The 18,958-nt window shown below is 67.9% G+C and carries 17 protein-coding genes; 5 read left to right on the forward strand and 12 right to left on the reverse strand.

What is annotated here, in order from left to right; translation table 11 throughout:
* Nucleotides 1-27: 27 nt before the first annotated feature.
* Genes ASD77_RS16900 through ASD77_RS16910 form a run of 3 tightly spaced genes read right to left on the reverse strand, consistent with a single transcriptional unit; the run spans nucleotide 28 to nucleotide 1,200 of the window.
* On the reverse strand, nucleotides 28-417 hold the full coding sequence (locus tag ASD77_RS16900) for a DUF1761 domain-containing protein (protein ID WP_055944679.1): 390 nt from the start codon (nucleotides 415-417) through the stop codon (nucleotides 28-30).
* A gap of 22 nt (nucleotides 418-439) precedes the next feature.
* The gene (locus ASD77_RS16905) at nucleotides 440-853 is read right to left on the reverse strand and encodes an energy transducer TonB (protein ID WP_055944682.1); all 414 of its coding nucleotides are present in this window, start codon (nucleotides 851-853) and stop codon (nucleotides 440-442) included.
* Entirely contained in the window at nucleotides 853-1,200 is a 348-nt protein-coding gene (locus tag ASD77_RS16910) for a 4a-hydroxytetrahydrobiopterin dehydratase (protein ID WP_055944685.1), read from the reverse strand. The genes ASD77_RS16905 and ASD77_RS16910 overlap by 1 nt, the downstream gene beginning before the upstream one ends.
* A gap of 94 nt (nucleotides 1,201-1,294) precedes the next feature.
* Here ASD77_RS16910 and ASD77_RS16915 point away from each other — a divergent pair, with 94 nt between their 5' ends.
* Nucleotides 1,295-1,891: an NfuA family Fe-S biogenesis protein gene (locus ASD77_RS16915; protein ID WP_055944688.1), complete on the forward strand. Its 597-nt coding sequence runs from the start codon at nucleotides 1,295-1,297 to the stop codon at nucleotides 1,889-1,891.
* A 15-nt stretch (nucleotides 1,892-1,906) separates the two neighbouring features.
* Nucleotides 1,907-3,550, forward strand: coding sequence for a hypothetical protein (locus ASD77_RS18260; protein ID WP_055944691.1), 1,644 nt, complete (start codon nucleotides 1,907-1,909; stop codon nucleotides 3,548-3,550).
* Between the two features lie 159 nt (nucleotides 3,551-3,709).
* Here ASD77_RS18260 and ASD77_RS16925 read toward each other — a convergent pair whose 3' ends face one another.
* The 3 genes from ASD77_RS16925 to ASD77_RS18265 are packed head-to-tail and all read right to left on the reverse strand — an operon-like array spanning nucleotide 3,710 to nucleotide 4,866.
* A complete protein-coding gene (locus ASD77_RS16925) occupies nucleotides 3,710-4,165 on the reverse strand; it encodes a cytochrome c (RefSeq protein ID WP_055944695.1) in 456 nt (151 codons plus the stop codon).
* Between the two features lie 7 nt (nucleotides 4,166-4,172).
* Entirely contained in the window at nucleotides 4,173-4,571 is a 399-nt protein-coding gene (locus ASD77_RS16930; protein ID WP_055945109.1) for a cytochrome c, read from the reverse strand.
* A 16-nt stretch (nucleotides 4,572-4,587) separates the two neighbouring features.
* On the reverse strand, nucleotides 4,588-4,866 hold the full coding sequence (locus tag ASD77_RS18265; RefSeq protein WP_156383707.1) for a hypothetical protein: 279 nt from the start codon (nucleotides 4,864-4,866) through the stop codon (nucleotides 4,588-4,590).
* A 53-nt stretch (nucleotides 4,867-4,919) separates the two neighbouring features.
* Here ASD77_RS18265 and ASD77_RS16935 point away from each other — a divergent pair, with 53 nt between their 5' ends.
* The 3 genes from ASD77_RS16935 to ASD77_RS16945 are packed head-to-tail and all read left to right on the forward strand — an operon-like array spanning nucleotide 4,920 to nucleotide 12,687.
* Complete coding sequence (locus ASD77_RS16935) at nucleotides 4,920-6,062, forward strand: efflux RND transporter periplasmic adaptor subunit (protein WP_055944698.1); 1,143 nt, start codon at nucleotides 4,920-4,922, stop codon at nucleotides 6,060-6,062.
* Nucleotides 6,059-9,577, forward strand: coding sequence for an efflux RND transporter permease subunit (locus ASD77_RS16940; protein WP_055944701.1), 3,519 nt, complete (start codon nucleotides 6,059-6,061; stop codon nucleotides 9,575-9,577). Before ASD77_RS16935 ends, ASD77_RS16940 begins: the two co-directional genes overlap by 4 nt.
* Complete coding sequence (locus tag ASD77_RS16945) at nucleotides 9,574-12,687, forward strand: efflux RND transporter permease subunit (RefSeq protein ID WP_055944704.1); 3,114 nt, start codon at nucleotides 9,574-9,576, stop codon at nucleotides 12,685-12,687. Before ASD77_RS16940 ends, ASD77_RS16945 begins: the two co-directional genes overlap by 4 nt.
* 67 nt (nucleotides 12,688-12,754) lie before the next feature.
* Here the strand turns inward: ASD77_RS16945 and ASD77_RS16950 are convergent, their stop codons facing one another.
* The 6 genes from ASD77_RS16950 to ASD77_RS16975 form a co-directional block, all read right to left on the reverse strand.
* Nucleotides 12,755-13,990: a TraB/GumN family protein gene (locus tag ASD77_RS16950; protein ID WP_200947422.1), complete on the reverse strand. Its 1,236-nt coding sequence runs from the start codon at nucleotides 13,988-13,990 to the stop codon at nucleotides 12,755-12,757.
* A 4-nt stretch (nucleotides 13,991-13,994) separates the two neighbouring features.
* The gene (locus ASD77_RS16955; RefSeq protein ID WP_055944710.1) at nucleotides 13,995-14,525 is read right to left on the reverse strand and encodes a GNAT family N-acetyltransferase; all 531 of its coding nucleotides are present in this window, start codon (nucleotides 14,523-14,525) and stop codon (nucleotides 13,995-13,997) included.
* 9 nt (nucleotides 14,526-14,534) lie between these two features.
* A complete protein-coding gene (locus ASD77_RS16960) occupies nucleotides 14,535-15,419 on the reverse strand; it encodes a carbon-nitrogen hydrolase (protein ID WP_055944713.1) in 885 nt (294 codons plus the stop codon).
* Between the two features lie 85 nt (nucleotides 15,420-15,504).
* Nucleotides 15,505-16,812, reverse strand: coding sequence for an MFS transporter (locus ASD77_RS16965; protein WP_055944716.1), 1,308 nt, complete (start codon nucleotides 16,810-16,812; stop codon nucleotides 15,505-15,507).
* Between the two features lie 4 nt (nucleotides 16,813-16,816).
* Entirely contained in the window at nucleotides 16,817-17,788 is a 972-nt protein-coding gene (locus tag ASD77_RS16970; protein ID WP_055945113.1) for an aldo/keto reductase, read from the reverse strand.
* 125 nt (nucleotides 17,789-17,913) lie between these two features.
* Nucleotides 17,914-18,945, reverse strand: a complete 1,032-nt coding sequence (locus ASD77_RS16975) for an agmatine deiminase family protein (protein WP_055944719.1) — start codon at nucleotides 18,943-18,945, stop codon at nucleotides 17,914-17,916.
* Between the last annotated feature and the right edge of the window lie 13 nt (nucleotides 18,946-18,958).

Below are 18,958 nucleotides of genomic sequence, written 5' to 3' on the forward strand. Positions count from 1 at the left end.
CCGTGAACGGACGAACGGCAGGAAGCCTCAGTGCCAGAGGCCGAGGATCAATCCAAACAGGGTGAACTGCAGCGTGTGGTAGCCGGCATCGATCAGCCACAGCGTCGCACCACGCTGCGCGAACAGATAGTTGATGCCGAAGCTGGCGGCGACCAAGCCCACGCCGGCCACCGCTCCCATGCTGATCGCTGTCGTCAATGTGGGCGCAGGGCCGAGCAGGTAGGCGAACGCCATCGCGGCGATAATAGAGAACACGAACGCGCCGCCGAAGATCTTCGCCGGGTGTCCCTGCTTCTGCGGGTCCATGCCGGCCGCCGCGTTCCACGCCTTGCCGAACAGGGGCCCGTACCAGACGCCGCCCAGCAGGAAACTGGAGAGCGCCGCTACCAGGACCGCCCAGAGATTGATGCCTTCCATCGAGAGGTGTCCTCTGTCGGGCTCAGCCCGCGCCCTGTGCGAAGCACCGCGTCGGCTTTTCGAGCACGGGCGGGAAGGTCACCGGGACGTTGATGGTGTGGCTGACGGGATTGCCGTTGCGGGTGGCGGCACGGAACTTCCATGTCTGGACGGCCTCCAGCGCGGCCTTGTCGAGTGCCGCGTTGCCGCTGCCCTGTACCTGCGACACGCGCGCCGGCACACCATCCTTCTCGATGGTCACGCGCAGCACCGTGGTGCCGCCGTCGCTGTTGCATTCGGCTTCGGCCGGATAGGCGGGCGGCGGGGTGTCGACCGCAGCCAGCTCCGTAGGAGCGATCAGTGGCGCTGCCGACTCTTCCTGCTTCTTGGCGCAAGCTGAGAGTGCAAGCACGCCAGCGAGCAACAGGACGGTGACGGGGGCGATGCGACGTTCCATCAGGATTCTCCCAGCAGGGCGCTGGCCTTGGCCGCGCAGATGAAGTCGTTCTCGCTCAGGCCGCCCACGTCGTGCGTGGAGTAGCGCACCACGGCACGGTTGTAATGCACGCCCAGGTCGGGGTGGTGGTCTTCGGCATGCGCGACGAAGGCGAGCGCGTTCACGAACGCCATCGTCTCGTAGTAGTTGTCGAACGGAAACGTACGCAGCAGGGCATGCCCGTCCTCGACCACCTCCCAGCCGGGGATCTGCGGCAGCAGTTCGGTGATGCGGGCCGGCGGCAGGCGGTGCTCGCTGCCACGCAACGGCACGCAGTGCGCGCGGGCGAGGGGGATGAGGTCGGACATGGCGCAACTCCTGCTGGGCGACCAGTCTGAATGAACCACGACGACCGGCCTGTGGATGTGAATGCCCGTCGGGCAGGGGGCTAGAATAGCCCGCATGATCCAGATTTCCGACAGCGCGCAGGCGCACTTCCGCAAGCTGATCGAACGCGAAGCCCTGCCCGGACTGGGCGTGCGCCTCAGCGCGGTCCACCCCGGCACGGCCCAAGCCGACGCGCGGCTGGAATTCGCCGAGCCGCGCGACCTAGCCGGGGACGAATGGGCCGTCGACTGCGACGGTTTCACGCTGTACGTCGACGCGGCCAGCGTGCACTGGCTGGACGGCGCCGATATCGATTACGTACTGAAGGGCGCCAGCACCCAGCTGACCATCAAGGCGCCGCGCATCAAGGGCGAAGCGCCCGGCGATGCGGCCTCGCTGGTCGAGCGCGTGCGCTGGGTGGTCGACAACGAGATCAATCCGCAGCTGGCGTCGCACAAGGGACGCGTGGCGGTCGAGGAAGTCAGCGCTGAAGGCGTGGTCTGGCTGCGCTTTGGCGGTGGTTGCCATGGCTGCGGCATGGCCGATGTCACCCTCAAGCAGGGCATCGAGAAGACGCTGATGGCCCGCGTGCCCGGCGTCACCGCCGTCCGCGACGCGACCGATCACGGGACCGGCGATGCACCCTATATCCCGCGCGGCAACGCCGCCTGACGGAGCCGAGCGCCGGTGACGAACGCCACCGACGTCATCGCGCACCTGCTGCCGCGCAAGGCGGCCCCCATCGTCGAACGCCAGACCGGCTTGCCCTTCGGTTGGGGCCTGTGGCTGCGTGCCTTGCCCGAACGCTTGGGGCGCATCACCGCCGAGAGGGCCGACGCCATCGTCGATACGGTGATCGCGCGTGCGCGGCCGGTCGAGCGCGCGGCCCCCTTCCTGCCGGGCAGGGTTGGTGCGCTGCGCGCGCTGTTCTACCAGGGTTGGGGCCCGCCCCCGCGCGAAGAGCGGGGGATGCGCTGGGCCGCGGGCTTCAGCAGCAGCCTGCTGCACCTGCTGTTCTTCCTGTTCCTGCTGTGGGTGGCCCTGGTGAAGATCCCGCCGCCGCCCGAGGAGGCGGGCGACAGCAGCCGCGTACGGCTGGAAATGATCGGCGATGGCAGTCCCGAAGAACCGGGCGGGGCCACCCAGGCCGGTGAGTCGGCCGCGCAGTCGGCGAGCGCCGCACCGTCGTCTCCGGCCCCGGCCCCGCCGTCGTCCGCGCAATCCTCGCCGGTCGAACAGGTCCCGGCGCCGGCGGACGTGCCGGCACCCACGGTGGCGATGGACCTGTCGCCCATCCCGCCACCCGACGTGCCGCTGCCGGAAATCGCGGAGCAGCCGCTGCAGGTAACCGAGGTCGCCGAACCCACCCGTGCGTTCGTGCTGCCGCCGCCCACGCCCCGGCAACCAGAGATCACGCAGCCGGCGCTGCGGGAAATCGGCGTCCCCAACCGCGAGATACCCACCCCGGTCACTGCACCCGTCGTACGCCGTGACGTGCCGGTGCGCGCCGTGGACGTGCCGGCGGTGGCCACGCGCGAGGCCGAGGTCAGGGAGCGCGAAGTGGCGGCGCCCGCCCCGCAGATCCGTGCGGTGCCGGTGCCGTCGCGCGAGGTGGCGCCGCGTCCCATCGCCACGCAGGAACGCAGCGTGCGGCAAGCCGAGGTCCGCGAGCCTTCCCCGCGACCGGCGCCGCCGGCCCCATCCAGCGCACGCGCATCAAGCCCGGCCTCGTCATCGGCCGCAAATACGTCAGCGCCGAGCACATCGACGCCAGGTGCCTCCCCGCGCGGCAGCGCGTCATCCGCCTCCACTGCGCCGGGTCCGTTGCCGGCCGCCAAACCCGGTGGCTGGAACACGCCGGCGGGCACGGACGAATGGGGCAATGCGCGCCGCAACGTCGCCGGCGACAGCGCGGCCGACGGGCGCGACCAGCCCGGCCTGTACAACACCGACGGCAGCCTGCGCGTGCCCGGAAATGCCGGCGAGGCGACGGCGCAACGCGGCGCCCCCGGCGGCGGCAACGACCAGTGGACGCGCGAGCGGCTGGAAGAAGCGGGCACCTGGCTGCAGCGGCCGCCCTACGATTACGAGCCGACCAGCTTCGACAAGTATTGGGTGCCCAGCGAATCGCTGCTCGCCGAATGGGTGCGGCGGAATGTGCGCGAGGTCGAGATTCCCATTCCGGGCACCCGCATGAAGCTCAAGTGCGCGATCTCGGTGTTGCAGCTGGGCGGTGGTTGCGGCCTGGGCAGCCTGTTCCCGGAGCCGCCCCGGGCACGTCCGCCGCCGGAGATCCCGGTCAAGCGCAAGCCGATTCCGACGGACAGCTGAGGGTGCAGATGACGAAGGGTGTGGGAGCGACGTCAGTCGCGATGACGCATCCGGAGGGTTCATCGCGACTGACGTCGCTCCCACAAGAAGCCTGAGGTCGCCGCAAACAAAAACGGAGCCCCTGGGCTCCGTTTTCGCATTCCCGAGGATGGGGAAGACTTAGTTGTGCACGCCGTGCAGGTCGCGCAGCTGCGACGGACGCGAACCGAAGTATGCCGCCAAGTCGGAGATGTCCTGGTCGCTGAGGCCGGCGGCCTGCGGGGTCATCAGCGCATGCTGGCGATCGCCGCTGCGGTAGGCCTGCAGCGCGTGCGCCAGGTAGTCGCCGTACTGGCCGCCCAGCTTGGGGTAGGTGTCGTCGATCGGCGCGTTGCCTTCGGCGCCGTGGCAGTCCACGCAGCTCTGGCCGGTGGCCTGGCCCTTGGCCTTGGCCAGTGCCTCGCCCTTGGCGATATGGCCCTTGGGCAGGCCGGCCGACGAGCTGGACCCGTGCTGGCCGCTGGCGTGGCCGGGATTCTCGGCCGAAGCCTCGGTGCTTTCCTTCGAGCAAGCCACCAGGGTGAGGGCCGCGAACAGGACGATGGCTAGACGCTGGGCGTGCTTGGCGTTGGGCATGGTGGGCTTACTTGACGGTGGAAAGGAAAGCGGCGATGTCGGCGATGTCCTGGTCGGAGAAGCTCTGCGCCTGGGCCTGCATCGTGGGGTGCTTGCGGTTGCCGGTGCGGTACTCGGTCAGCGCGTTGGCCAGGTAGTCGGCCGACTGGCCGCCAATCTTCGGCACCTTGAAGCTCGGGTAAGCATTCTTGTAACCCTCAATGCCGTGGCAGCCCTGGCAGGTGTAGCTCAGCGTGCGGCCGGTGTCGGGGTTGCCGACCAGCGGCTTCGGTGCGGCGGCGGGGGCCGCGGCAGCGGCTTCGGTGGCTTCGGTGGCCGGCGCAACCGGGGTTTCCTGTTGGGCGGTCAGGGCGGCCAGCGGAAGGGCGGCCAAGGCAAGGCAAGCAGCGAGCGGCAGCAGTCGCATCATTCTCGTGAAACTCTCAGGTTGCGCGCGCCACGTACCACCGCGGCGCTTGGCTGAACGCAAGTATAGCCTGCGACCGAATGCCGCGCACAGAGAACGTCAGTGCGCGAAAGAACGCCTGCGGCCGCCGCCGGGCGGTTGCCGTGCCCCGTAATGGATCGACGTTTACGGTGGCGATGAGGCGTTCTTCATGTAGGCGAGGGCGAAACGGCGCATCGTCTCCTTCGGCTGTCGCGTACGCAGCATGAACCTCGACGCAAGTCACCATGACCTTCGGCGCATGGAAGTCGTTCATGGGTGATATACCTTCATACAACACCACCACAACACCACCACGGTACCGCCCCCATGTCCCGACCCCGCCCCGAATCCGGCCGTTCCTACCTGCGCCTCGCACTGGTCCCCGTGCTTTGCGGCCTGCTGGTCCTGTCCGCCTGCAAGGGGGGCGGCCCGACGCCCGAGGCGCAGGCCAAGAACGGCGATGCCCCCAAGGAGCCCGACGCCGTCCCGGTCGAGGTCGCCAAGGTCTCGCACCGTCCGGTCGCGGCCAGCTACAGCGGCACGGCCGCGCTGGAAGCGCTGGGCGAGTCGCAGGTCGTGGCCAAGACCTCCGGCGTGGCGCTCGCCGTGCTGGTCGAGGAAGGGCAGGTGGTCCGTGCCGGCCAGGCACTGGTGCGCCTCGACCCCGACCGCCTGCGCCTGCAGGTGGCCCAGGCCGAAGCGCAGATGCGCAAGCTGGAGAACAACTACCGTCGCGCGCAGCAGCTGGTCGAACAGCAGATGATCAGCGCCAACGACGTCGACCAGATCAAGTACGACCTGGAGAACGCACGCGCCTTCTACCGCGCCGCCGCGCTCGAGCTGTCCTACACCACGGTCACCGCGCCGATTTCCGGCGTGGTCGCCTCGCGGTCCATCAAGACCGGCAACTTCGTGCAGATCAACACGCCGATCATCCGCATCGTCGACCAGTCGCGACTGGAGGCCACGTTGAATGTGCCCGAGCGCGAACTGTCCACGCTGAAGGCCGGCCTGCCGATCGCGCTGGCGGTGGATGCGCTGCCGGGCAAGGTGTTCCAGGGCAAGGTCGACCGCATCGCGCCGGTGGTGGATTCCGGCAGCGGCACCTTCCGCGTGGTCGGTTCGTTCGCCAGCGACGGCGTGCTGCAGCCGGGCATGTTCGGCCGCATCCGCATCGACTACGACCAGCGCGCCAATGCGCTGGTGGTGCCGCGCGTGGCGCTGCTCGACGACGGTGACCCGGCGGTGTTCGCGGTGCGCAACGGCAAGGCCGCGCGTGTGCCGGTCAAGGTGGGCTATGTCGACGGCGAATGGATCGAGGTGCGCGAAGGCCTCAAGGCCGGCGAGCAGGTGGTGACCGCGGGCAAGGTGGCGCTGCGTGAAGGCAGCGCGGTGCAGGTGATCGGCGCAGAACCGGCCAAGGTCGCCACCAAGCCGGACGCCGCCAAGTCCGCCGGAAGCAAGCAATGAGCACGCCCGGCCACGCACCGGGGGAACACGACCCCCACGCAGCGGCGGACGGCGGAACAGTGGGCGGCGGACTGGTCGAGTTCTCCACCCGTCGTCGCGTCACCATCGCGATGTTCTGGATCACGATGTTCCTGTTCGGCGTGATCGCACTGGGCTCGCTGAAGGTCAACCTGCTGCCCGACCTCAGCTATCCCACGCTGACGGTGCGCACCGAGTACACCGGTGCCGCGCCGTCGGAGATCGAAACGCTGATCAGCGAGCCGGTGGAAGAAGCCGTCGGCGTGGTGAAGAACCTGCGCAAGCTGAAGTCGGTCTCGCGCACCGGCCAGAGCGACGTGGTGCTGGAGTTCGCCTGGGGCACGGACATGGACCAGGCCAGCCTGGAAGTCCGCGACAAGATGGAAGTGCTGTCGCTGCCGCTGGAAGCGAAGGCGCCGGTGCTGCTGCGCTTCAATCCCTCGACCGAGCCGATCCTGCGCCTGGTGCTGTCCAACAAGCAGGAACCGAAGAACGACACCGATGCGATCCGCCTGCTCACCGAGCTGCGGCGCTATGCCGATGACGATCTGAAGAAGAAGCTGGAACCGGTCAGCGGCGTGGCCGCGGTAAAGGTCGGCGGCGGTCTGGAAGACGAGATCCAGGTCGACATCGACCAGCAGAAGCTGGCCCAGCTCAGCCTGCCGATCGACACGGTCATCCAGCGCCTGCAGCAGGAGAACATCAACATCTCCGGCGGCCGCCTGGAAGAAGGGTCGCAGCGTTACCTGGTGCGTACCGTCAACCAGTTCGCCACCGTCAACGAAATACGCGACATGCTGGTGACCACGCAGAGCGGCGGCGACAACGCCGCGGCGTCGGCGGCGGCGCAGATGGCGGCGATTGCCGCGTCCACCGGTTCGGCCGAGGCCATGGCCGCCGCGGCGTCCGTGCAGAGCGCGTCGGGCGGTGGCAGCAGCGTGATCGCCGGCGGCATGCCGGTGCGCCTGAAGGACGTGGCCGAGGTCCGCCAGGGCTTCAAGGAACGCGAGGCGATCATCCGTCTGGCCGGCAAGGAAGCGGTGGAACTGGCGATCTACAAGGAAGGCGACGCCAATACCGTGTCCACGGCCGATGCGCTGAAGGCCAAGCTGGAGCAGCTCAAGCAGCAGGTGCCGCCGGATGTCGAACTGACGATCATCGACGACCAGTCGCTGTTCATCGAACACGCCATCGCCGACGTCAAGAAGGACGCCGTGATCGGCGGCCTGCTGGCCATCCTGATCATCTTCCTGTTCCTGCGCGATGGCTGGAGCACCTTCGTCATCAGCCTGTCGCTACCGGTCTCCATCGTCACCACGTTCTTCTTCATGGGCGAGCTGGGACTGAGCCTCAACGTCATGTCGCTGGGCGGCCTGGCGCTGGCGACCGGCCTGGTGGTGGACGACTCCATCGTGGTGCTGGAAAGCATCGCCAAGGCGCGCGAACGCGGCCTGGGCATCCTGGAAGCGGCGATGGTCGGCACCCGCGAAGTCAGCATGGCGGTGGTGGCGTCCACGCTGACGACCATTGCGGTGTTCCTGCCGCTGGTGTTCGTACAGGGCATCGCCGGCCAGCTGTTCCGCGACCAGGCATTGACCGTGGCGATCGCCATCGGCATCTCGCTGATCGTGTCGATGACGCTGATCCCGATGTTGAGTTCGCTGAAGGGCCGGCCGCCGATGGCGTTCCCCGAAGAGACTCCGCACCCGCAGTGGAAGCCCGCCTCGCGCTGGCAGAAGCCGGTGGCGGCGAGCGGGCGCGGCATCGGTGCGATGTTCCGCTACGCTTTCTTCGGCCTGGCCTGGCTGGTGGTGCGCGCGTGGCGCGGACTCGTCGCCGTGGTCGGCCCGGTCATGCGCAAGGCCAGCGACCTGACGATGGCGCCTTACCACCGCGCCGAAGCCGGCTACATGCGCCTGCTGCCGGCGTCGCTGCAGCGGCCGTGGCTGGTACTGGGTTTCGCCGCCGCCACCTTCGTGGTGGCGCTGGCTGCGGTGCCGATGCTGGGCGCGGACCTGATCCCGCAGCTGGCGCAGGACCGTTTCGAGATGACGGTGAAGTTGCCCCCGGGCACGCCGCTGGCCAAGACCGATGCGCTGGTGCGCGACCTGCAGAACAAGCATGCCAAGGCCGAAGGCATCCATGCACTGTATGGCGTGAGTGGCAGCGGCACCCGGCTGGACGCCAACCCGACCGAGAGCGGCGAGAACATCGGCAAGCTGACGGTCGTCATGGCCAACGGCGGCAACGAGGCCATCGAAGCCCGCGAGACCGAAGCGCTTCGCACGACGATGCAGGACCACCCGGGTGCACAGGTCGATTTCAGCCGGCCTGAGCTCTTCAGCTTCTCGACCCCGCTGGAAGTCGAACTGCGCGGCCAGGACCTGGCCAGCATCGAGCAGGCCGGCCAGAAGCTGGCGGCACTGCTGCGGGAGAACCCGCACTACGCCGACGTCAAGTCGACGGTGGAGCAGGGCTTCCCCGAGATCCAGATCCGCTTCGACCAGGAGCGCGCCGGTGCGCTGGGCCTGACCACGCGGCAGATCGCCGATGTGGTGGTGAAGAAGGTGCGCGGCGAAGTCGCCACGCGCTACAGCTTCCGCGACCGCAAGATCGACGTGCTGGTGCGCGCGCAGGAAGGCGACCGCGCCTCGGTGGACAGCATCCGCCGCTTGATCGTCAATCCCGGCAGTGCCCGCCCGGTGACGCTGTCGGCGGTGGCGGATGTCGTGGCCACCACCGGTCCCAGCGAGATCCATCGCGCCGATCAGGTGCGCGTGGCGATCGTCTCGGCCAACCTGCGCGACATCGACCTGGGCAGCGCCGTGCAGGAAGTGCAGACCATGGTCGCCGAGAATCCGCTCGGCGCCGGCGTCGGCATGCACATCGGCGGGCAGGGCGAGGAACTGGCGGAATCGGTCAACTCGCTGCTGTTCGCGTTCGGCCTGGCGGTGTTCCTGGTGTACCTGGTGATGGCGTCGCAGTTCGAATCGCTGCTGCATCCGTTCGTCATCCTGTTCACCATCCCGCTGGCGATGGTCGGTGCCGTCGCGGCGCTGTTCCTGACCAATTCGCCGGTGTCGGTGGTGGTGTTCATCGGCCTGATCCTGCTGGTGGGCCTGGTGACCAAGAACGCGATCATCCTGATCGACAAGGTCAACCAGTTGCGCGAGGCCGGCGTGTCCAAGCGTGAAGCGTTGGTCGAAGGCGCGCGATCGCGCCTGCGTCCGATCATCATGACCACGCTGTGCACGCTGTTCGGGTTCCTGCCGCTGGCCACCGCGCCGCTGTTCGGCAGCCCGGGTGCGGAAGTCCGCTCGCCGATGGCCATCACCGTGATCGGTGGCCTGCTGGTGTCGACCCTGTTGACCTTGCTGGTGATCCCGGTGGTCTACGACCTGCTGGACCGCCGTGCCGACGAGTACTACCGCGAACGCGGCCGTCGCGCCCGCAAGACGGCGGCCATGCCGGTCGACGGGGAGGGCGAACCCGCATGAGCGTCGCGGAGTTCAGCATCAAGCGGCCGGTCACGGCGGTGATGTTCTTCATCTCGCTGTTCGTGATCGGCCTGATCGCGGCGGTCCGCCTGCCGCTGGAAGCCTTCCCGGAGGTGTCGCCGCCCTTCATCTTCGTTTCGCTGCCGTACACCGGCTCGACGCCGGAGGAAGTCGAGCGCACGGTGCTGCGCCCGGCCGAGGAAGCGCTGTCGACGATGGCCGGCATCAAGCGGATGGAGTCCAATGCCAAGGCCGAAGGCGCGCAGATCTTCATCCAGTTCTCCGACTGGGACCGCGATGTCGCCATTGCCGCCTCGGAAGCGCGCGAGCGGCTGGATGCGATCCGCGACGAGCTGCCCGAGGACCTGCAGCGCTACTTCGTCTTCAAGTTCTCCACCACCGACCAACCCGTGCTGCGGGTACGCCTGGCCAGCAAGACCGACCTGACCGGCGCGTACGACATGATCGAGCGCGAGTTCAAACGGCGGATCGAGCGCATCCCCGGCGTGGCCCGCGTCGAGGTGTCGGGTGCGCCGCCGAACGAGGTGGAGATCGCGATCAACCAGGACCGGTTGACCGCGCACAACCTGAGCCTCAACGAGTTGACGCAACGGCTGCAGGCGGTGAATTTCTCGATCTCGGCCGGCGTGATCAGCGACGGGCCGCAGCGCCTGCGCGTGCAGCCGGTGGGCGAACTGACCGATCTGCAGCAGCTGCGCGACCTGGTGGTCGGCAGCGGCAACGTGCGGCTCGGCGACATCGCCGACGTGCGCCTGAAGCCGGCGCGCATGGACTATGGCCGCCGCCTCGATGGCCAGCCGGCCGTGGGTCTGGACATCTTCAAGGAGCGCAATGCCAACCTGGTGGAGGTGTCCAGCAACGCGTTGAAGGAAGTGGAGGCGATCCGTTCGCAGCCCTCGCTCAGCGACGTGCAGGTCAAGGTGATCGAGAACCAGGGCGAGAACGTCACGTCCTCGCTGCTGGAACTGGCCGAAGCCGGCTTGATCGGCCTGGTGCTGTCGATCGTGGTGCTGTGGTTCTTCCTGCGCCACTGGCCATCGGTGGCGATGGTCACGCTGGCCATCCCGATCTGCTTCGTGATGACGCTGGGCTTCATGTACTTCGCCGGCGTGACCCTCAACATCCTGTCGATGATGGGGCTGCTGCTGGCCATCGGCATGCTGGTCGACAACGCCGTGGTCGTGGTCGAGAGCATCTACCAGGAGCGCGAGAAATACCCCGACAATCCCGTGTGGGCGTCCATCGTCGGCACCCGCCACGTGGCGATCGCGCTGTCGGCCGGCACGCTGTGCCACTGCATCGTGTTCGTGCCCAACCTGTTTGGCGAGCGCAACTTCCTCAGCATCTACCTGGGGCAGATCGCGATCACCATCTCGGTGTCGCTGCTGGCCTCGTGGCTGGTGGCGGTGAGCCTGATCCCGATGATCTCGGCGCGGCTGAAGACGCCGCCGCTGGTGCGTACCGAGTCGGGCATCATCCCGCGCATGCAGAAGCGCTATGCCGGTTTCCTGCGCTGGACGCTGGAACACCGCGGCTGGAGCGTGCTCGGCATCCTGCTGATCGTGGTGGTGAGCTTCGTGCCGATCAAGTTCACCAAGTTCGACATGTTCGGTGGCGACGGCGGCGGCGAAGCCGAGCTGTACTACCAGTGGAAGGGCGCGTACACGAAGGAGCAGATGTCCGACGAGATCCTGAAGGTCGAACAGTTCCTGCAGGCCAACCGCGAGAAGTACCGCATCACCCAAGTGTATTCGTACTTCAGCGAGCAGGGCTGGGGCGGCACGCAGGTGAAGTTCGACACCGACAAGTCCAGCGAAACCAAACCGATCATCGAACAGCTGCGCAAGGAACTGCCGAAATCGGCCCGGGCCAACATCGGCATCAATGGCGAGGGCGGCGGACAGGGCGGTGGTGGCCAGCCGGGGCAGAGCGTGTCCTTCCAGCTGGTCGGCGATTCCACTCAGACCCTGTCCGAGATCGCCAACGACCTGATCCCCATCCTCGCCAAGCGCAAGGAGCTGCGCGACGTGCGCGTGGATGTTGGCGACCAGAACAGCGAGCTGACCGTGCGCGTGGATCGCGAACGTGCGGCGGCGTTCGGTTTCAGTGCCGAGGAGGTCGCACGCTTCGTCAGCCTGGCGCTGCGCGGCGCCCCGCTGCGCGAGTTCCGCCGTGGCGAGACCGAGGTGCCGGTCTGGGTCCGCTTCGCCGGCGCCGAGGATTACGGTACCGAGGACCTGGCCGGCTTCATGGTGCGTTCGCCGGACGGCCGCACCGTGCCGCTGCTGAGTCTGGTGAACGTGGCGGTGCTGCCGGCGGCCACCCAGATCCAGCGCACCAACCGGCAGACGACGGTGACCGTGCAGGCGAACCTGGCCGAAAAGGTCACCGTGCCCGACGCGCGCAAGGCGATGGAAGAGACGCTGAAGGGCATCGCATTCCCCGCCGGCTACAGTTACTCCTTCGACGGCAGCGCCTTCCAGGAAGACGACGAGGCGATGGCGCAGATGATGTTCAACCTGCTGATCGCGCTGGTGATGATCTACATCGTGATGGCGGCCGTGTTCGAGTCGCTGCTGTTCCCGGCGGCGATCATGAGTGGCGTGGTGTTCTCGGTGTTCGGCGTGTTCTGGCTGTTCGCCCTGACCGGCACGACGTTCGGCATCATGTCCTTCATCGGCATCCTGGTATTGATGGGCGTGGTGGTGAACAACGGCATCGTGATGGTGGAACACATCAACAACCTGCGACGGCGCGGCCTGTCGCGCACCGATGCGCTGGTCGAAGGCAGCCGCGAACGCCTGCGTCCCATCCTGATGACGATGGGCACGGCGATCCTGGCGATGGTGCCCATCGCGATGGCGAACACGCAGATGGCCGGCGACGGTCCGGCCTATGCCCCGATGGCCCGTGCCATCGCCGGCGGCCTGGCGTTCTCGACGGTGGTCAGTCTGCTGTTCCTGCCGACCATCTACGCCATCCTCGACGATCTGCGCAGCGGTACCGCCCGCACGATCCAGCGGGCACGCCAGGGACGCGGCGGTGGCGCTGCCGCCGCCGGCAGCGTGGCAGCGGTACACGTGGAGTAACGGGAGCGGACAGGAAAAAGCCGGGCAATGCCCGGCTCTTTCTTTGGATCGAAGGGGAAGTGCAGGATCAGCCGACCAGCTTGCCCAGCATCCGCAAGCCCCCGGTCCACACGCCGATGGCGGTGCCCAGGCTTGTCAGGAAGAAGTTCAGCAGCACGCGCGCCACGCGGTTCTTCCACCAGCCGCGCAGCGTCTGCACGTCGTCGCGCAGGGCCATGAAGTCGGCGTAGGTGGGCTTGCGCAGCGTGGCTTCCACGAACGCGCTGACCGTGCCCGACGCCAGCGCCGGATGCAGCGGCGTCAGCGGCGACGAGATGAAGGCGGCAAGGATGCTGAGCGGATGCCCGCCCGCGATCGCGCAGCCGATGGCGCCCAGCACGCCGGTGGCCAGCACCCACTGCAGCAGCAGGTCCGAACCGACATCGACGCCGCCCTGCCAGAATCCCCAGGCGAAACCGCCGATCAGGAACACGCCGATTACCAGCTCCATCCACGGCATGCGTGACTTGGGCTTGACGACTTCCAGCGCGCTGCGCAGTTCCGCGGGATCGGCTGTGTCGTCTTTCAGATGACGGGTCAGACCGGGCAGGTGGCCGGCGCCGACCACGGCGAGCACGCGATACGGCAATGGGGCATCGGTCGGCTTGCTGGCGGCGATCTGACGCAATGCCGCCGCCATGTACTGGTCGCGCTCGGCGATGATGGCCTGGTAGAGCTGCGGGCTTTCGGCGGCGAACTCGCCGAAGCTCGATTCCATCATGTCGCCCTGCTTGAGCTTCTCGATCTCGTCGTCGCCGACTTCCTCGTCGCCGAACATGCTGGCCAGGATGCCGGCGCCGACCTTGGTCCGCTGCCACCAGCCCAGCGACTGCAGGGCGCGCTTGAAGGTCAGGCCGACTTCGCGGTCGATCAGGTGCACGGGCAGGCCGCGCGCCTGCGCATCCAGCGCGCCGGCTTTCAGTTCCTCGCCGGGCTCGACGCCGAGTTGTTCGGCCAGGCGGCGCTGGTAGGCCGCCAGTGCGAGGTTGGCGGCGAACAGATGCGTCTTGCCTTCGCGGATGACCTTCACCAGGTCCAGCCGCGCCAGCGTGTCGGGGTCGGTCAGCGACTGCAGGCGTCCCGGATCCAGTTCCACCGCCACGCTGTCGTAGTCGCCGCTGGCGACTGCCGCGCGCACCGCGTCGACGCTGGCGCGCGAGACGTGCGCCGTGCCCAGCAGCGTGTAGCGGATGCCGTCGCGCTCGACGATCTCGTGGGGCTGTCCGTGCAGCGGATCGGCAGCGGCGGGGGTGGGTTCGGTCATCGTGTCAGTCATCTTGCGGGGACGCGTTAGTGCCGGCGCCGAGGGTGCGCTGCATCTGCACGGTGTCCAGCCAGCGGTCGTGCTTCCAGGCGATGCCGCGGAAGATACCGACCAGGGTGAAGCCGAACTTCTCGTGCAGGCTGATGGAGGCGGTATTGGTGGGTTCGCCGATCACGGCGATCATCTGCCGATAGCCGCGCGCCTCGCAGGCATCGATCAGGGCCTGCATCAACGCTGCGCCGATGCCCTGGCCCTGCCGGCCGGGCACCACGTAGACCGAGTTCTCCACGGTCTTGCGGTAACCCGCGCGGGCGCGATAGCTGCTGGCGTAGGCATAGCCGACGAAGGCGCCGTCCTGTTCCGCCACCAGGTACGGATAACCGGCGTCTAGCACGCTGTGCATGCGGCGCGCCATCTCGGCTTCGTCCGGCACGTCGTACTCGTAGGTGTTGACGTGATGGCGGACTTCGTCCGCATAGAGGGCGGCGATGGCCGGCACGTCGGCCGGCGTGGCGTCACGGACGATCAACGGCACGCGGCGGCCTCAGTCGATGTAGCGCTTGAGCAGGTCGCCGTACGCATCGATGCGGCGGTCGCGCAGGAACGGCCAGATGCGGCGGACATGCTCGCTGCGCTGCAGGTCGATGTCGGCCATCAGGATGGTTTCCTCGGTGCCGGCTTCGGCAATGAATTCGCCCTGCGGACCCAACACGTGGCTGTTGCCCCAGAAGCGGATGCCGGAGGCGCCCAGCGGCGACGGCTCGTGACCGACGCGATTGCAGCTCAGCACCGGCAGGCCGTTGGCGACGGCGTGGCCGCGATGGCTCAGCACCCAGGCATCGCGCTGGCGGCTCTTCTCAGCCTGCTCATCGTCCGGATCCCAGCCGATCGCGGTGGGATACAGCAGCAGGTCGGCACCGGCCAATGCCATCAGGCGTGCGGCTTCCGGATACCACTGGTCCCAGCACACCAGCACGCCGAGGCGACCCACCGAGGTGTCGATCGGGGTGAAGCCGATGTCGCCCGGGGTGAAATAGAACTTCTCGTAGAACCCCGGATCGTCGGGGATGTGCATCTTGCGGTACTTGCCCGCGATGCGGCCGTCCTTTTCGTAGACCACCGCGGTGTTGTGGTACAGCCCGGCGGCGCGGCGCTCGAACAGCGAGGAGACCAGCACCACGCCGTGCTGCTTGGCCAGCCTGCCCAGGCGCTCGGTGCTGGGGCCGGGGATCGGTTCGGCCAGGTCGAATTCCTGCACCGATTCGTGCTGGCAGAAGTACGCGCCGTTGTGCAGTTCCTGCAGCAGCACCAGTCGCGCGCCACGCTTGGCCGCTTCGGCGACGCGCGCTTCGATCACCGACAGGTTGGCGTCGGCATCGCCGTGGTTCTTTTCCTGGATCAGGGCAACGGGCAGGGTGGTGCGGCTCATCGTGCGAGTCGGCGGCTATCGAGGGGAGGGCGAATGGTACCGCGTCCTCCGTGACGGCAGGCGTCCCGCGGGTGAACGCGCGCGCTCAGGACGCGTCGCGCCTCGCCTCCAGCCGCCGCTGCCGACGTCCCAGCGCGACGCCGGTGACCGCCCATGCCACCGCCACACCGGCACCGATGAACATCGCCGCCGACGGATGGTCCGCCAGCACGTCGAGCGCACGCTTGACCCAGCCGCTCAGCGCATCGCCGCCACGGTAGACCACGGTATCGATGAAGTTCTTCGCCTTGTACTTCTGATCGGCGGGCACGACCGTGTACAACATCTCGCGGCCGGGCCGCACGAAGGCGTACTCGCCCGCGCGCCGCACCACCATCACCACCACGAATACGGCGAAGACCGGCGCCAGCGCGAGCCACAGGAATCCGGCCGCCACCACCAGCGGCACCGCCACCAGCAACACGCCGACGCCGAGCTTCTGCGCGATGCGCCCGGTGATGAACAACTGGCTGAGGATGGCCAGCGTCTGCACGACCGTGTCGATCAGGCCGAAGACCTGGGTCTGCTCTTCCTTGTCGGCGAAGCGTTCGGCGACCAGCTTGGCCTGTTCGAAGTAGAGGAAGGTTGTCACCGTCGCCAGCAGCAGCACGAAGAAGGCGATGCCCAGCAGGTAGGACGAGCGGAACACCGCAGTGGCGCCGGCGAACGGATTTCCTCCCAGCGGGCGCTGCCGTTGCTCGGCGGAACTGCCACCGGCGGGCAGCGGATGGCGGTCACGCCAACGATGAAGCCAGGTCGCGGTCGCAGCGCTGGCGCCGATCAGCAGCGCGGACAACAGCATCAGGCGGCCATGACCCAGCGGCTTTACCAGCAGCGTGGTCAGCAGGGGACCGGCCAGGCCGCCGAGGCTGGCGCCTGCGGCGATCAGCGCGAACAGGCGCTTGGCTTCGCTGCTTTCCATCACGTCGGCCAGCACGCTCCAGGCCAGCGAGATCATCAGCAGGTTGATCACCGACACCCAGATGTAGAACGTGCGTGCCAGCCAGAGGTCGTCCGGCCGCACCAGCATCGCCGCGCCGTACCCGAGCAGGCTGGCCACGACCACGCCGAACACCCACGGTACGATGCGCCTGCGCGGCACCTTCGAGGCGATCCAGCCGAACAGCGGCAACACCGCCAGCGTCGCCACGAAGGTGCCGGTGAACAGCCATTGCAGGTTGTCGACACCGCCGGCGACGCCCATCGTTTCGCGGATCGGCCGCAGCATGAAATAGCCGGCGAACAACAGGAAGAACATCGCCAGCCCTGCCCCGACCACCGGCGCCTCGTGGGCTTTGACGTTGAACAGGCGGGCGAGCCAGCCGGCGAAGCCGGACGCGGGGGGCAACGACATGGGCTCAGGCCAGGGCGGCGATCAGCGCGTCGCGCTGGGCGGCCGTCAGGTCGGGACCGGTGCCGGCACGCAGGTTGTCCGTCTGCCGATCGGGCTTGCCGGTGGCCGGAATGACGGCGGTCACCGCCGGGTGGCTCAGGGCGAACTTGAGGAAGGCCTGCGCCCACGAGGTCACGCCTGTCGCGGCGAGTTCCGACGGTACCGGCTTGTCCTTCACCTGGGCGAACAGCTTGCCGTCCTCGAACGCACGATTGATCAGCACCGCCACGCCGAGATCCTGCGCCAGCGGCAGCACGCGTTTCTCCGCGCCACGACTGACGACCGAATAGTTGATCTGCAGGAAGTCGGGCTTTTCCGCCTGGACGACGTCCGCCAGTTCCTCCTGCGCGCGCTCCACGTAGTGGGTCACGCCGACGTACTTCACCTTGCCCTGCGCCTTCAGCTCGCGGGCGACGGCCATCTGCGTCTTCAGGTCGCCCAGGTTGTGGACCTGCAGCAGGGCCACCTTGTCGGTCTTCAGACGCCGCAGCGTGTCCTCGAACTGGGCCAGGCCCGCCTCGCGCCCGGTCACGCCCGACAGTTTGGTGGCCAGCCAGGCCTTGGCGGTCAGGTTCTGCTCTGCCAGCAGCGCGCCCATCACGTCTTCGGCGGTCCCATAGGTGGGCGCGGTATCGATCAGGGTGGCGCCGGCGGCAAAGAACCGCGTCAGCACCTCGCGCAACGGATCCCGCTCGGTGGCGCTCTCGCCCACCTGGAAGCTGCCGGAGGTGCCCATGCCGATGACGGGGACCCGCTCGCCCGAAGAGGGAATGGCGCGGGTATTCAGCAGCCCGATCGCGCTGGAAGCGGGTGCGGCGGCAGGCACGGGGGGTGCCGCGCTCACGCCACCGGCCTGGGCGGCATCGCGGCACGCGGCCAGGCCAAGGCCGGCCGTGGCCAGCGCCGTGGTGGTCAGGAACTTGCGTCGTGAATACACGGCCGTCTCCTCGATCGAAGGGAAACGGTGGTTATCCGGGATCACGGAGGGCGAGATGTAAACGAAACGTTCAATCTGCGCCCAACTGATGTCACGGTGCCATGAACCGTGACATGCCGGGTGCCTCAGCCGAGCAATCCCGCGGGCAACTGCATGGTGATGCAGTGCAGGCTGCCGTTCTGCCAGATCAAGGCGCGGCAGGGCACCTGCACGATCTCGCGATCCGGGTAGGCCTGGGCCAGTACGGCGGCCGCGTGATCGTCGGCGGGATCGCCATAGGCTGGCATCAGTACGGCGCCGTTGACGATCAGGTAGTTGGCGTACGAAGCCGCCAGCCGCCGACCGTTGTCGATCACCGGCTGTGCCCACGGCAGCGGGAACGCGCGATACGGGCGGCCGTCGGCGGTGCGCAGGGCGGCGATGTCGGCCGCCATGGCCTGCAGTTCGGCGAAGTGAACGTCCTCGGCGTCATCGCAGGCCTGGTAAACGATGGCGTCGTCCGGAGCAAAGCGGGCGAGGGTGTCGATGTGGGCGTCGGTGTCGTCGCCTTCCAGATAGCCGTGGTCGAGCCAGAGCACGCGGTCCTGCTTCAGCCAGCGCGCGAGCTTTCCGGTCAATTCCTCGCGCGAGGCATCGGGATGACGCTCATGCAGGCACTGCCACGTGGTCAGCAGCGTGCCCGCGCCATCGGTTTCGATGGCGCCACCTTCCAAGGCAAAATCAATGCTTTGGACGAAATAGTTGTGAAACAGCTGCATGCCCGCCAGTTCACCGACCAGGCGGTCGTCGCGAGTGGCCTCGTACTTGCCGCCCCAGCCGGTGAAGCGGAAATCGAGCAGCTTGAAGCGGTCGCCGTCGCGCAAGGTGATCGGGCCGGAGTCGCGCAGCCAGGTGTCGTCGTATTCGGCCGGGACGAAGCGCACCCGTTCCATCGCCACCCGCGCCGAGCGCAGTCGGGCCTCGGCATAGGTCTGCAGGTCGTCGTCGGCCACACAGATCACCACCGGCTGGAAGCGGGTGATGGCGGCTACCAGGGCGACGTAGGTCTCTTCGACGTCGGCGAGGCGGTCGGCCCAGTCGGTCTCGGCGTGCGGCCAAGCGATCAGGACCGCGGACTGGAGTTCCCACTCCGCGGGAAAGCGATAGGCATCGGTCATCGGGTTACGGAAC

The organism is Pseudoxanthomonas sp. Root65 (genome assembly GCF_001427635.1).
In the GTDB taxonomy this organism is placed as follows: domain Bacteria; phylum Pseudomonadota; class Gammaproteobacteria; order Xanthomonadales; family Xanthomonadaceae; genus Pseudoxanthomonas_A.